This window comes from Leptolyngbya sp. AN10 (assembly GCF_050565645.1).
In the GTDB taxonomy this organism is placed as follows: domain Bacteria; phylum Cyanobacteriota; class Cyanobacteriia; order Leptolyngbyales; family Leptolyngbyaceae; genus Leptolyngbya.
The window spans coordinates 366,135-378,859 of record NZ_JBNXVP010000001.1; the positions used below are offsets into that span (position 1 = coordinate 366,135).

Sequence of the window (12,725 nt, forward strand, 5' to 3'; positions counted from 1 at the left end):
AACCATAGGGAGTACGCCATGCCAACTTATCACGTTGATCTACCCAGTCCCGACCCAGAACAGTCTTGGATTGAGATTGACACCTTTGCAACAGAAAGAGATGCAATCAAGTTTGTTCAGGAAAAATACGGTGCAGATGACAAAGGTAGGGTGTGTTTAGTTTCTGAAGCCCGATTAGATGAGGTAGAACTCAAGGAGTGCCCGGAGTGTGGGTACGAGGGAGAGTTTAACGACGATGAAGAGTGCCCCGAGTGCGGGACAACCACAGGAAAGGACGAGGAAGAGGAGGAGTGAGCGGCGATTTAACATGGAAGAGACCACTAAACCTTAAGAACAGCCTGAGATTTAGGGTAGATCAAACCATACCGCCACAAACCCCGCGCAACCGTAAACTACAACATCCGTTGACCGAAGCTTAACGAACTGGAACCTCAAAAACCTGCCGAACGGCTTTTCCCCGAATCGTTCCGATAAACGCAACTCTAAAATCCCCAGGTGCACCAAAGGTCATACGGGTGCCAAACGCAGATGGATGAGTTGGGATATTAAGCGGGAACAGTTTAGGTGAGTCAAACCGATTCAGGAGCTGCCCATCGGGAGCCAACAGCTCCAAACGGCATTTCGAGCATTGAGACAGCTTCACCAAACGATTGTTCTGATCGATCTGAACCCAAACTTGAGTCGGTTGATTGACTGAAGCCTGATCATCTGGTTCAACGTGGAAAGTGATCTTGATATTGCCAACCTTGCGCTGCTGCTGAGCGTCCGCAAACGACGGTATTCCTAATAGAAACAGCATTGACAAAGCAGAAGCCTGTCCCCATCCCAATAAAAAATGCTTCATACCTCTGATTGTGTGAAAAACTGCAAGAGTGAACTGGCAGGATGACCTGCCGAGCTAACTTAAGTCTAACGATATAGAGACAAACCCACCTCAGTCTATGAGTAGAAGGTATCTCCGATCCAACACAACTACCGCTCTGCTTGCACACCAAACTCAGCATCGTCCCGACCAACCTCTAAAACATGAAAATCCTGATTCTAGGCGACACTCACGCCGATCCTGCTCACATTCACTATGCGATCGAAAAAGCTCAAACAAACGGATGTGAACAGATTATTCAAGTGGGAGATTTTGGTTACTTTCCTTGGCTATCCGAATGCGCTGCCTTTCTTGACTCACTGCAGTTGCCGCTACCACTATATTACTGATAGACCTTTAGCAGGAAAAATTTAATGTCTGATTCAAAGTTACTTACGCACGCAGCACAACGAGCCAGTCATCGAGCTTTTTTTTGTTGACTCGGTACTGAAACAATATCAGGACAATAACAAAATTAGCAAAGCAGATTTATGTTTTCAGATTGATTGTCCAGTCAACACCTTAGACAAGCTTGCCCTTTGTCGAAAACCAGAAACACGGGCAGAGTTAGAACAGATTGCTCGGTACACAGAAATTGACCCGGAAAACCTCGGCAGAATTCTACCGATTTAAACCGTAAAATCAATTCTGAAACTAAAAGGATTTCATCATGCCCCAACCTGACTCCAAAGTCTCTACTGCCTCCGAGAACTTCGAGCGAAGTTCTCACCTGCTGAACGAAGCCCGTCAATTGATCGATGAAACAACACCAAATATTCATCAGTCACTCATCGAGAAATACCAAGTCGAGGATATTATGAGTGCACTTGATATGGCGATTGACATGGTCGATGCCTTACAAACACAATTAGCTTTGAAAGACACTGAATCTTAGGACAGATCGCTGCTGGAACCACAGAGAACCGGATGAGCTTACAATCTCCCTCATTTCCTCCAGTTTATTCAGCGGATATTTCTCCAGAAGGTCAGCAAATGGCACTTGTTTTTGATCTAGCAAAATTACACACTGCACACCATGGTCTTGCAGTGCTGCAATTACCAGTCCAGGTGGTTGAGCCAGATCACACGGTTGCCATGCCGGATCGCGTAATGCCTCAACCAGAAACCCGTGGGGTTTGATCGAACGCAGGGCTTGCTGTTCTTGTAAACACGCGATCTCACGTTGAATGTCGGCTTCGCTGGATTGATCGATCGCCTTCTGGATCGTCCGGTCCCACCCAATACCACACTGTTTCAGATCAGAGCGCAGGGTACTTTCAGACTTCACCACAACGTACTGAACAGAGTTGTTGTTGAGTTACAGCAATTTAGCTATTGACTTCACATCGAATTACTCACTTTCGAAAAAATCCCTATCAGCAAAGAATAAGTGCAACCGAGTCAATCCAGTTCCAATCTCCAGCGTTCAGTCCGACGTATTGATAAGAGTGAAGTACAAGTCTTGATCCAACAGGCAGTTCATTCAAGCACAAGCGGATTTTTCTAACTACGGAGCTGTGTATCTGTTGCTCGTTTGAGAACTCTGAATCCTTGTTGTCAAATAGGCTGCCGACTGGCAGCCTAACCCAAACCCGATTAATCAAATATGGAATCATCACTTCTTCCACAGCAAATCAGTCTGACGAACCATCGCCGCAATCTTGCATCTGTTCCCTATACGGTTCTTAACAACGAAGGGCTTTCGGGCGTGGTCTCAAGTGGCTCTGATGAACATCGAGTTTATATTTCCGGCATCAACGCTAACAACTTCACCTATTACTGTGCGACTAATAATAATCGACGCTGTGGTGGATTACGCAGTGGACCCTGCAAACATATCCAAACCTTAGTGCGAGAATCGTGCCAAATTTACAGCTTAGAGCAAATCGAACAAGCGCTGAAAACGCCTCATTCCATTCGAGGTAGTAGCAGTATCCTTAATCTGGCTTCATCAGAAGTCAAAGCAGGTGGAAGCACGTTTAGCCAGTTTCTTGCAGCGCTTTCTTCGCTAAACGCTTCTCCTCCCATTGACCCAGTTGCCGAAATGAGTTGGTTTTGAAGCTCATCGCAATCAAAATACTATAATTATGATCCAATCTCCCTTCCCACCCGTATCGTCTGAAATCAACGACGCTTTTACCCTAATTGAAAGAATCGATCATTGCTTACTAGAAGGACTAAGCAGTATTAGCCCCGCAGGACAACAAACTCTCAGCGACTGCCAGCAGATTCTAGCTTTTACGCCACTGGCTCCATTGGCAGCAGAACTCTGCAACCAGATTTCTTCGAAAAACCCGATGGGCATCAAAGCGATCGCAATCATTCGATCTGCTTTGCTCGGAACGCTACACGACGTTCTATTAAATAGTCTTCGGCAAACACTCGGTCGTTCTACGGATCTCTCCCGAATCAAACCTGCGCCTCAGCCGTCACACCCACTTAGCAATAGCGTTCAAAGCTTTCTCGAAGAGATTGCTTGGGTTGGGTTTGCAAGGGTCACAAGCGACATGATTCAAAGTTTTCGACCCGTGCTCGAAAAAATCATGCAGGACCCAAAGCTTTATAACCATGGCACAATGCTAAGCGGTTTGCTTCAGGAAATGAATAGCCCGTTTGTTAATGCTTACTCAGCTACACAGCGCTGGGCAGATTTATGGAGCAAAGCATTAGTTTGCCCGATGCCCAAACCTCTCGAACCGCCAGTTTGCGAATCTGGAACGCTTTATATTCTCGGAGTCTCCGTTCATATTCACTCTCAGATGTTCGGATATTCCGCGTATGGAATCTTAAAAGGATCTAACCTCAGACAAGTCCGGATTTCTCAAACTCGGTATCGCCCAGAACTTTTACCAGACAGCGAAGTTTGGGCACTCCATAAAGATCAAGCGCAACTCATCCAAGCAATCAGCGAACGGCAAGTTTTACAAATTCAAGAAATGCCAATACTCACCAGCGGCGTACTCTTATGGGATGAATCAAAAGCTTCTGCTGTTGGAACGTTTGACCCACTACAAATCGCGCAAAAAACTTTCGGGATTGAGGGTTTACCCTCTATTTCATTCAACCTACCCGAACTCGATCGACATCCAGTTGCAATTGCAGAACCGACTTATCTAGAAGATTACAAAATTCTGCCGGATGGAGACCGCTACGTTGTTGAAAAAGAAGGACAACAAGTTCGGCTCGCCACAGAGCGACTCAATGCTGTTTCGGAAGTAACAATCGAGCAACTTTTAGACTCTGAAAAACTGTTCGGAATTCTTCTGTTTGATGCAGGAGAATGGATGCTACACCCGATGACACTTGAGACATCACAGGGATTAGTCTACACCGGACAGCTCGCCGGTCAGCGCCTATACACTCATCCGACATTGAGTACTCTAAAAGAACGAGCAAGCAAGTTGCTTAGAAAAGCGTGAACCGAAAGCAACAGCAGTGAACACAGCCATCGTTACCGCACAATTCAATCTACAATTACTCAAATTTCTTGCTCAAGCCATGTCAACAACTCAATCCAATGCAACGCAACGAAAACAAGCCATTTATTGGAATCTGCTTTCAGTCATTTCACAATCTCAAACATCTGCAACAACATCAGTTTGCCAGGAAATTGCCAAAGCTGTGGAGTTACCAAAAGAAATAACAACCCCGAAAACCTCAACCTTTAAACTGCTTCAGAAGTATCCACACCTGCAGTCTGAATTCGAAACCGTATTTGAAATCAACGATACTTCTGATATTACCTGCACCCGTAGAGCGCTCATCTTATCAAAACTACTGATGAACCTCTCCAGTGAATCTAGTGGATCATCGGTTACAGCTCAAGCGTTTCAGCAATGGCAGCAAGATTGTCAACAGCTAGAAAACGCTTTACCCAGCAGTAAATTAGAGGTAGAAGACGCAATCGAACCTGCCTCTATCCCAGAAGATGAATCTGAAGTGAGTGGCATTGGAGGTTCACTTGAGCCTTCACCCAAAGTTCGACCCGACTTTGACCAGATACAAGCCCAGATTCGTGAAGCGCTAAAACGCATCGAGGAAGACTTGATTCAACGGATGGATGTCCTGGAATTACTTAAAGACGATCAGCTTGCAAACCACATTGAACCCTCAATGGCGATGATCGAGAAGTTGCTGCACCTCCACAACAGGCTTGACCCAGAGCTGTTACAAAACGCGAAAGCCCTGATCAAAAAATTCGTTGACCAACTCACTGAAGCTTTGAAACTGCATTTCAAGCAGTCATCCAGTCCGAAGATCGATCCACGTATTCCTCCACAAAAAGTCTTTCGTAATCTAGACGTTTGGAAAACGGTATGGAAAAATTTAACAAACTGGGATAGCGAATCCCAAAAGCTATATGTCGCAAGATTGTTCTTTCGACATACTGTCAAAAAGAGTCCGCCGAAAGCGCTTATTCTTGTGGTTGATCAAAGCGGATCTATGATCGAAGCAATGGTCAATGCGGTCGTCATGGCAAGTATTTTCGCTGGAATTCCCACTTATAGGACGCGGTTGATTGCGTTTGACACAAGAGTTGTGGATTTAACAAGCTACATCCGAGATCCCTTTGAAGCGCTGCTTCAAACGCGTTTAGGTGGGGGAACAGACATTCACCAAGCACTTTCAGTCGCTTATCAAAGCGTAGAAGACCCAGCGAACACCTTGATTGCGCTCATCAGCGACTTTGAAGAAGGAGGCAGCAAAGATCGGCTCTTGGGATTGATTACAGCGATCATTGAGTCCAAAACCAAATTTTTACCGATCGGCGCTGTCACAACAGCACGCTATCCCCAAGTAAATTCTTGGTTCAAACAAAAACTCAAGGCTTTAGGCACACCCATCTTTTCTGGGACCCCAGAAAAACTAATCGACGAACTAAAACGATCGCTGTAATATCAGACTGGAATCAACAAGCGTTCCAGCCCATAATCTTCTAAACTGCTATGCGTTTTATCTGCGATCGTTGTCGATCGACAATTCTTACCGATGTTAACGTTCATGGAACAGCTCACACTTCTGTCGATGAAATCGATTGTCCTGGCTCATTTCAGCATTACCCTGCAACAGCAGAAGAACAGATTGCATCGCTAAGGGACATCCTAAGCGCGATCGAGAGCGCCATGAATGAATTTGGAGTAAACGAGCTGTGTTGTACACTCACCGATCAGTTTCAAGAGTTAGTGATGAAGGCTGAACTAAAAAGAATGCAGCAGATGAAGCAGAGTGAATACACGTCGGCAGAAGTTTACGACCTGTAAATCTGATGTCTATTGCAACAAGCAGCCGTTTAGCTTGGTTTGTCCAACTACGTTGTTAATTTAGTAATGTCGCTTTCTAATGCCAATTTATCGACTCAGATTGAGGCGTTCAAGCACTTTCTAAAAGACGCTCAGTCCCGAATCAACCAATCAGATCAGGGTGAGCCACTCATTAAAACCCTGACCCAGATTGAAGAACAAATTCAAGCTAGAACAACCAAATGTTCTTTTTCCCACTCTGTCATTGAAAGTGCGATCGTTCATTTGCTTCACGCTCTAAAGAAGATCAAAACGGAGCTGAAATGGGCAAGTATATCTGGTTCTCCTCGCGAGTTTCTACAAAAGGTTCCGCTGAACCAATCCTTTGATCGAACCCTTGATATTCTCAACTCAGTTTTGAGTGGAACCCCCTACCCCAGTTTGATCTGGTTGCCGATGATTTCCGAACAGCATGCCTATCAGTGGGCAAAACAACTTGCTCGCACCGAAATTGAAACAGCAAAGGCAATCGGGGTTTATCTGTTTCATCAAGAAGCCTATTTACTTCAAACACAAACGCTTGTTGAGTTCCATCGGATTCTACATCAGATGAAACAAAACCACCTACTGCTTCCTAAATCGATGAGTCTACTGAGTGCAACCTGTGAAGCTGCGGTTACATCTGATGCCCAGAAAAAAAACCGAACCCCTGACTTCTACAGCCAAATTGAGTCACTATCAGAAGCCTTGGTCAATTTAGAGTAAAACGCTCGCAAGACTGGGGTGAACATCCTTAAAACCACATCCCACATCAACTGACATGACAAATCTAGCCGTTCTAAAAACAACTCTGTCACTTGAGCAATTTCAAAAATATCTTCATTGCTGTATCAAGGACAATAAGCCAGCAGGTAACTGGTTCAGACACGATCATCCAATTGCAATCTATCTCGAAGAAAACGGATTTCTCGTTGATAGCATTACGAATGTTGACATCAGCTTAAAAGACGGAACTCAGATTGGCACTCCATACAAAGATCCATGGGGGCTGATTCGCAACCGGTTTTATCCTTACTTACAAAGTTGTCTACCTAATCCTCATCCGGGTCATATTCCCTTGTCGGTTTTCGATCAATGGGTCTCTGCTTTTCTACAGTGGAAACCCAAAGATTATGAAGCAGATGAGCTTGAAGTTTCACCTGAAGAGTGTTTAGAATTCTTGCACAGGTTCAAATCGGTTGCGAAAGTTAGGAGTCTTCAATGAATCACGCTCAGGAACCGCAAAACACCTCAATTAGCTGGGGGGAATACAAATCGGCAGGAAATGTCTATGCTCTTTGGAAGCAGATTCACTCTCGATCCGACCAATCGCAAGATGCAGCAATCGCCACGCACCTGCTTTTGTGCGGCAATTCATTTCAGATGGTGGCAGAAGTTTTAGCCCATTCGCCTGTCCTTCAGCAAAAGATTTCGGAAGTTGCTAGCAATCAAGCGAAACGAGCGGTTGTAGAAACTTACATTACTCACATTATTTGCGGAGCTGCAAACCTCTCATCTATCTCTACTAGCCAGGTTAAAGAGGTTGATTGGCAGAATCTAGATTGTCTGAGCATGAGTGACCGCTGAACTCAAATCGCTTTAGATTTAAGCTAGTGAAGAAAAAGCGAATCTGGCTGCATATGCTTGAAGCGACTGCTTCAAGCGTCCTTGTGATGTGCAAGTGCAGCAAAGGGCTAAAAAATATTCTTGAACCGATGAAAGCACAGTAAACTCTCTCAAACTCGGTGATTTGCGGTACACGAATAACGCTCACATCAGTCCTGATTCAATCATCTACTCGTGATTAATTTCAACCAACACCCTCATCCATTTAGAGTAGGAGATCGCTGCCATCTCAAAGAAACACAGGTTTGTCCAGCAACACAAGGAACGCTCTCTCAATTAATCGAGCAGCAATTGCCAGGATGCAAAGTTCACTGGGACGATGGTACCTGGAGTTTACAAAGCACGATCGCACTTGAACGCATTCAGTTTCGTCCGTTTCGAATTCCTCAGCTTACTTGGAAAGAACTTCCTTCGGACTATAAAGGAAGCTATCAAACGGTGCCAGAACTGATAGGCTATCGCAATACCTTAATGTACAGCGGTAAAACAATTCTCGTTCCAATTATTCTAGTCAGAACTTCAATCTCCTTTGATCTCGGAAAAACACAATGGTTCGGATATGACTGCCACGCAATCAGAGAAACCCGATATTTAATTCTCAATCACATACCCGTAGAATCACCTGAACGACCGTGGATTGTGTTTGAAGTTGACTCAAAAAGTGATAGCAGTCCGTCCAAATGCACATACTTCAGAGACTGGAAAAACGCTTACCAGTTCTTTGAACAACAAATCCAGTCTTCAAATCCCAGCGCACCCATTTAAAGCAACCACTATGACTCAACTCAACGCACTCCTACGCGAACCCGCAGAAATTCAGTACGCGGACGACCTTGCAGTCTTAACACAAGATACCTGCTCGGCTCCAGCAAATTGGCAGATGTCCCCGCTCTCAGTCCAAAAATTTATTTTGGGAGACAGCACTCTGGGCATTAAACAAAAATGGTTTGGACCGACAAGTCTAGTGCAAAATGCAATCACAACGCTTGCAAGTCGGCGCGGACTGATGCTAGTCGGTTCGCCAGGAACTGGAAAATCCTGGCTTTCAGAATTACTGGCGGCGGCTATCTGTGGCAATAGCGAAAGAACAATTCAAGGCACCGCTGGTACAAGCGAAGACCAAATTAAGTACAACTGGAATATTGCAATGGTAATTGCAAACGGGCAATCGGAGCAGTCACTGATTCCATCACCCGTTTTGACTGCAATGCACGAAGGCAGCATTGCTCGATTCGAGGAGTTAACTCGAACCACATCCGACGTGCAGGATGCACTAATCTCTATTCTGTCAGAAAAAGAGCTGGCGATCGCTGAGTTAAACCTAGTGGTACGAGCGCTGCAAGGCTTTAATATCATTGCAACCGCCAACGATAAAGATCGTGGCGTTAACGAGCTTTCTAGTGCCCTAATGCGGCGATTCAACTTCCTGCATATCCCCGTAATGCAGGATGCCAGAAAAGAACAAGAGATTGTGCTGTTCCGGACCGAACAGATGCTGAGGGACCATCAAATCTCGGCTCAGTCGCTACCCCCACTGATGCACCTGCTGTTAAACACGTTTGAGGCTCTTCGCAAAACGAACGCCGCAGTTCCTGAAGATCAGCAGCTAGAAAGCAGTCTATCGACCGCTGAAGTAATCGGAAGTGTCGAACAAGCCATTTTATCGAGCAGTTTCTTTGGAAATGGCACTATCACCCCAACAAGCCTTGCCAGCGCGACTGTCTCGACGCTACTCCGCAAAACTCCCGGCGATGTCAGCTTTATGAATAAATTCTGGAACAGTTCGATTTCTAGTTTAGCCGCAAGTCAAGGCGGACGTTGGAGCGAATTCTTTCAAGGAGGCGAAACGGTTCTCAAACAGTTCTAACGCGCCGCAAGTCAACCTTTTAGTGAACATCCGATCATGACAAAAACAGTAGCTGAACCACTGCAACTCAAGAAGCAGTACATCATTCGGTTCTCCGATAACTCTTCATGTACAGCACGCGTCAAACGGATTGAACACGATCAATACACTCTCATCGATGTCGCGGACAACACAGAATTTCACATTGACCAAAGCGAAATTGATACGGGGTCAGTCACGGCAAATTTCGTTAGCTTGCCTCAAAATCAATCTGCTAGTCAAACTCAAATGGCAACCATTTCAATTTGCAGCATCTACATCAACCATCGGGGACACGAGTCGCTATTTGTTTTTCATGCATCTCATAAATCAGAGATTTCGCTAGTTCAGATCAAAAAACAAGCAGCACAAACCGGGCTAGATTTTAGCGACGAAGAATGGAACCAACTTTACACAGTCGGACAGACTCACAACGAAGAAATATTTCTCACAGTCTTTGGACCGCACGCAGTACAGATAAAACCCTCCTCTACTCCTCCTTCCGTATGACTTCTATCCAATCGCTTCACGAATCGCTAGTTCAAGCCATTCAAAAAACCTATCCAAACAGTGATCTTGTCTCTATTAGCGAACAGGCAACGCGCGATGTTGAACGGGCAATGCAAGAACCCCTTCAGATTTTGCCGATTTGTCACTTTTCACCCGCTTCTGCGATTGCGGTCCGGCAGTTTCTCGAACTGCACAAACCCAAAGCTATTTATCTAGAACTAACAGAAGACCTAAATCCTTTGATTCAGGCAGTTCCAGAATGTGTTCCTCCGTTTACGCTACAAGCCATTGCCCAAGAATCCACATCGCTCGATTCCAAATTGCTTCCAGTTAAATTAAATACCTCACTCGTTGAAGCCTCGGCAGAATTTCAAGCGATTCAATACGCAGCAAAAAACAAACAAGTTCACTTGGTCTTGGTAGATTCATCGTGCGATTTTGCCACGCATCACAGTCGCCAGAGGTTAACACACGACCAAGAAGCCCCGATGCTGCAAACGTTTTTAACCGCTCTACTCGGTCAAGTTGAGATCCAAAATTTCTGGTCATGGTGGACGCAGTATTTTGAGGTTCCACTACAACAAGCAACCCTCGAAACCTACCGCCAAACATTGACTTGGATTGGTAGTTTGTTTCGACAACTTGGTTATTCAGCCGAAATCGAAGCAGACAACTGCGATCGCGAACGGTATATGTGGACCCGGATTAAGCAGCATTTAAACCAGTTTAATATCGACCCGTGCGAAGCCCTCTATATTTGCGGCGCAAGCCATGCAGCCACCCCAGTTGTAGAGTTTGGTAGCCAGAGCCAAGCCATGTGGACGATTCCTGCACCCAGCACAACTCGTTGGCAATATGGATTGATGCCAACGAGTTTCAGCGATATCGAAGAAAGTTTCAATATTGCTCCGGGCACCTTAGTCAGCCTAGAAATGCTGTGGCAAGCCAATCGTCAAACGAAAGGCGGGCGAAAGCGGAACCCCACCGCAAAAACAAGCAGAACAACGACCGATCTCTTTATCACAGCCCCCGCGCCCCCGCCGCTCAACGAAATCGAATTAGCATCGTGGTGTACAGGAATTGTCAAGGCATCCCTCAAACATGGGTATTTAGCCAGCACTGCTGACGCGATCGCTATTTTTGAACATACGCTGCTGTTGTCTGGTCTACGAAATCATCCCACACCGTTGCCAAATGATTTTATTGAAGCGTCGGTTACTTGTCTCGATAAAAATAAGACGCAAACACCCTCTATTACAACTTTATGCCACCGAATTTTAGCCGCAGATCGCTGTGGATCGATCGGCTACAAAGCGCTCCCTGCAGTCGCACAAGATGTGATTGATCGATTAGCTCCACTCGGATTCAATTTTGCGGAAAAGAAGGTCAGAAGAGCACTGCTGAACTTCAATGTTCAACCAACCTGGCTTGAATGCTCACAACTCCTCTGGCGACTCCATTATCTTGGAGGGGATGAGTTAGCTAAACCGATTATGGGCGCGTGCAAGCTAGGCGTTGTACCGACTCAAGAAAGCTGGGACATTTATGTAGGGAAAAATCAAAAAAGCCTGATTAAGTTAGGCTACGAGGGAATCACGGTCGAAGAAATCATCGAAAAACGACTGCTGAAAATCACCCAGAATACGAATGCCAGCACCGTTGATGTTCTCAACACAATTTTCGACAGTCTCCTGTATCTGCACAACCCGCACCTCACAGAGACACTCGGCAACTTTGCAGATCAGCAATTTATCACAAATTCCGCAGTTGGTGAAGCCTCCAAAGTTTTCGAGAAGACCCGTTACCTGATTCAGTTTTATCGCAGTCAGTCAACAGCAATTCCGCAATGGATCTTAAACTTTATTGGAACAGGATTTCAGTACTACTGCCAGAGACTACCAGCAACCTGTACCGAAAAAGAAGCCGCCTCGAAAGAGCTATGCGCTATGTTAAATTTCCTGATTCAGCTTGAAGGATTTGCAACCTCAGCAGGACTCAATGCTCAGCAGTTCGATCTGAGTCTTAATCAGTGTCAACAGCTTGTAGCAGACCCAGCCAAAACAGCAATAATTCATGCCGCCTGTATTCTACGGTCACAAATGACCGAGCAAAGCGTTCGCGAAGCTGCAACCCTGCGCAGAACTAGCTCTGTGTTAATCAGCACATTTCCTCTTTATGTTGCTGGGTTGGTCGAATCACTTAGCTTTGCACCGTTTCTAGCAAATCTAGCGGGCGATTTGCTTAACTCATTCTTTACAATGCCAGATACAGTACTGATTCCGTGGCTGCCAGCTCTTGTGCTAAAACTTCAGGAAATGCCGGACTTGCTAAAACTTCTCGTTGAGCCAGTCATTCCTACCCTGCCGCAAAGCCTGTCACAATTGGATCAATGGAATGGGCTTCTCGCAGGAGTCCCTCTAACAACAGCCATATCCCCAACAGAGAATGCTAGCTGGGAATTCATCCGCGAGTTTCCGTCATGTTTTGAGTATTTCGCCGCACAAGCCGGATGCCCGGTTGAATGGGCAAATTAGTACGTGCCCGATTAACACTCGTTTTTCAT

Annotated in this window: 16 protein-coding genes; 14 read left to right on the plus strand and 2 right to left on the minus strand. The window is 45.6% G+C overall.

All coding sequences use genetic code 11. From position 1 onward, the window contains the following. Positions 1 to 18 precede the first annotated feature (18 nt). Entirely contained in the window at positions 19 to 294 is a 276-nt protein-coding gene (locus tag ACQ4M5_RS01810) for a hypothetical protein (RefSeq protein ID WP_430673896.1), read from the plus strand. A gap of 121 nt (positions 295 to 415) precedes the next feature. Here ACQ4M5_RS01810 and ACQ4M5_RS01815 read toward each other — a convergent pair whose 3' ends face one another. Beyond that, positions 416 to 844: a hypothetical protein gene (locus tag ACQ4M5_RS01815; protein WP_430673897.1), complete on the minus strand. Its 429-nt coding sequence runs from the start codon at positions 842 to 844 to the stop codon at positions 416 to 418. Positions 845 to 1,026: 182 nt separating this feature from the next. Here ACQ4M5_RS01815 and ACQ4M5_RS01820 point away from each other — a divergent pair, with 182 nt between their 5' ends. Then, positions 1,027 to 1,212 carry a hypothetical protein gene (locus ACQ4M5_RS01820; protein ID WP_430673898.1) on the plus strand — a complete coding sequence of 62 codons (186 nt, stop codon included), beginning with the start codon at positions 1,027 to 1,029 and terminating at the stop codon, positions 1,210 to 1,212. A gap of 320 nt (positions 1,213 to 1,532) precedes the next feature. Continuing rightward, on the plus strand, positions 1,533 to 1,757 hold the full coding sequence (locus ACQ4M5_RS01825) for a hypothetical protein (protein WP_430673899.1): 225 nt from the start codon (positions 1,533 to 1,535) through the stop codon (positions 1,755 to 1,757). Here the strand turns inward: ACQ4M5_RS01825 and ACQ4M5_RS01830 are convergent. Beyond that, entirely contained in the window at positions 1,731 to 2,153 is a 423-nt protein-coding gene (locus ACQ4M5_RS01830; RefSeq protein WP_430673900.1) for a hypothetical protein, read from the minus strand. The genes ACQ4M5_RS01825 and ACQ4M5_RS01830 overlap by 27 nt on opposite strands. Positions 2,154 to 2,468: 315 nt before the next feature. Here ACQ4M5_RS01830 and ACQ4M5_RS01835 point away from each other — a divergent pair, with 315 nt between their 5' ends. The 11 genes from ACQ4M5_RS01835 (at position 2,469) to ACQ4M5_RS01885 (ending at position 12,696) form a co-directional block, all read left to right on the plus strand. Next, positions 2,469 to 2,921, plus strand: coding sequence for a hypothetical protein (locus ACQ4M5_RS01835; RefSeq protein ID WP_430673901.1), 453 nt, complete (start codon positions 2,469 to 2,471; stop codon positions 2,919 to 2,921). 28 nt (positions 2,922 to 2,949) lie between these two features. After that, positions 2,950 to 4,281, plus strand: coding sequence for a hypothetical protein (locus ACQ4M5_RS01840; protein ID WP_430673902.1), 1,332 nt, complete (start codon positions 2,950 to 2,952; stop codon positions 4,279 to 4,281). Positions 4,282 to 4,642: 361 nt separating this feature from the next. After that, positions 4,643 to 5,758 (plus strand): VWA domain-containing protein, encoded by a 1,116-nt coding sequence (locus tag ACQ4M5_RS01845; RefSeq protein WP_430673903.1) that lies wholly within the window; start codon positions 4,643 to 4,645, stop codon positions 5,756 to 5,758. Positions 5,759 to 5,808: 50 nt separating this feature from the next. Then, positions 5,809 to 6,123 (plus strand): hypothetical protein, encoded by a 315-nt coding sequence (locus ACQ4M5_RS01850; protein ID WP_430673904.1) that lies wholly within the window; start codon positions 5,809 to 5,811, stop codon positions 6,121 to 6,123. 66 nt (positions 6,124 to 6,189) lie between these two features. Beyond that, positions 6,190 to 6,867 (plus strand): hypothetical protein, encoded by a 678-nt coding sequence (locus tag ACQ4M5_RS01855; protein WP_430673905.1) that lies wholly within the window; start codon positions 6,190 to 6,192, stop codon positions 6,865 to 6,867. Between the two features lie 55 nt (positions 6,868 to 6,922). Continuing rightward, positions 6,923 to 7,366 carry a hypothetical protein gene (locus ACQ4M5_RS01860; RefSeq protein ID WP_430673906.1) on the plus strand — a complete coding sequence of 148 codons (444 nt, stop codon included), beginning with the start codon at positions 6,923 to 6,925 and terminating at the stop codon, positions 7,364 to 7,366. After that, a complete protein-coding gene (locus tag ACQ4M5_RS01865) occupies positions 7,363 to 7,728 on the plus strand; it encodes a hypothetical protein (RefSeq protein ID WP_430673907.1) in 366 nt (121 codons plus the stop codon). Before ACQ4M5_RS01860 ends, ACQ4M5_RS01865 begins: the two co-directional genes overlap by 4 nt. Before the next feature lie 213 nt (positions 7,729 to 7,941). Continuing rightward, positions 7,942 to 8,532 (plus strand): hypothetical protein, encoded by a 591-nt coding sequence (locus tag ACQ4M5_RS01870; RefSeq protein WP_430673908.1) that lies wholly within the window; start codon positions 7,942 to 7,944, stop codon positions 8,530 to 8,532. A gap of 10 nt (positions 8,533 to 8,542) precedes the next feature. After that, the gene (locus ACQ4M5_RS01875; RefSeq protein ID WP_430673909.1) at positions 8,543 to 9,634 is read left to right on the plus strand and encodes an ATP-binding protein; all 1,092 of its coding nucleotides are present in this window, start codon (positions 8,543 to 8,545) and stop codon (positions 9,632 to 9,634) included. A gap of 36 nt (positions 9,635 to 9,670) precedes the next feature. Next, positions 9,671 to 10,162 (plus strand): hypothetical protein, encoded by a 492-nt coding sequence (locus tag ACQ4M5_RS01880; RefSeq protein WP_430673910.1) that lies wholly within the window; start codon positions 9,671 to 9,673, stop codon positions 10,160 to 10,162. Continuing rightward, positions 10,159 to 12,696 carry a DUF5682 family protein gene (locus tag ACQ4M5_RS01885; RefSeq protein WP_430673911.1) on the plus strand — a complete coding sequence of 846 codons (2,538 nt, stop codon included), beginning with the start codon at positions 10,159 to 10,161 and terminating at the stop codon, positions 12,694 to 12,696. The genes ACQ4M5_RS01880 and ACQ4M5_RS01885 overlap by 4 nt, the downstream gene beginning before the upstream one ends. The last annotated feature ends 29 nt before the right edge of the window (positions 12,697 to 12,725 follow it).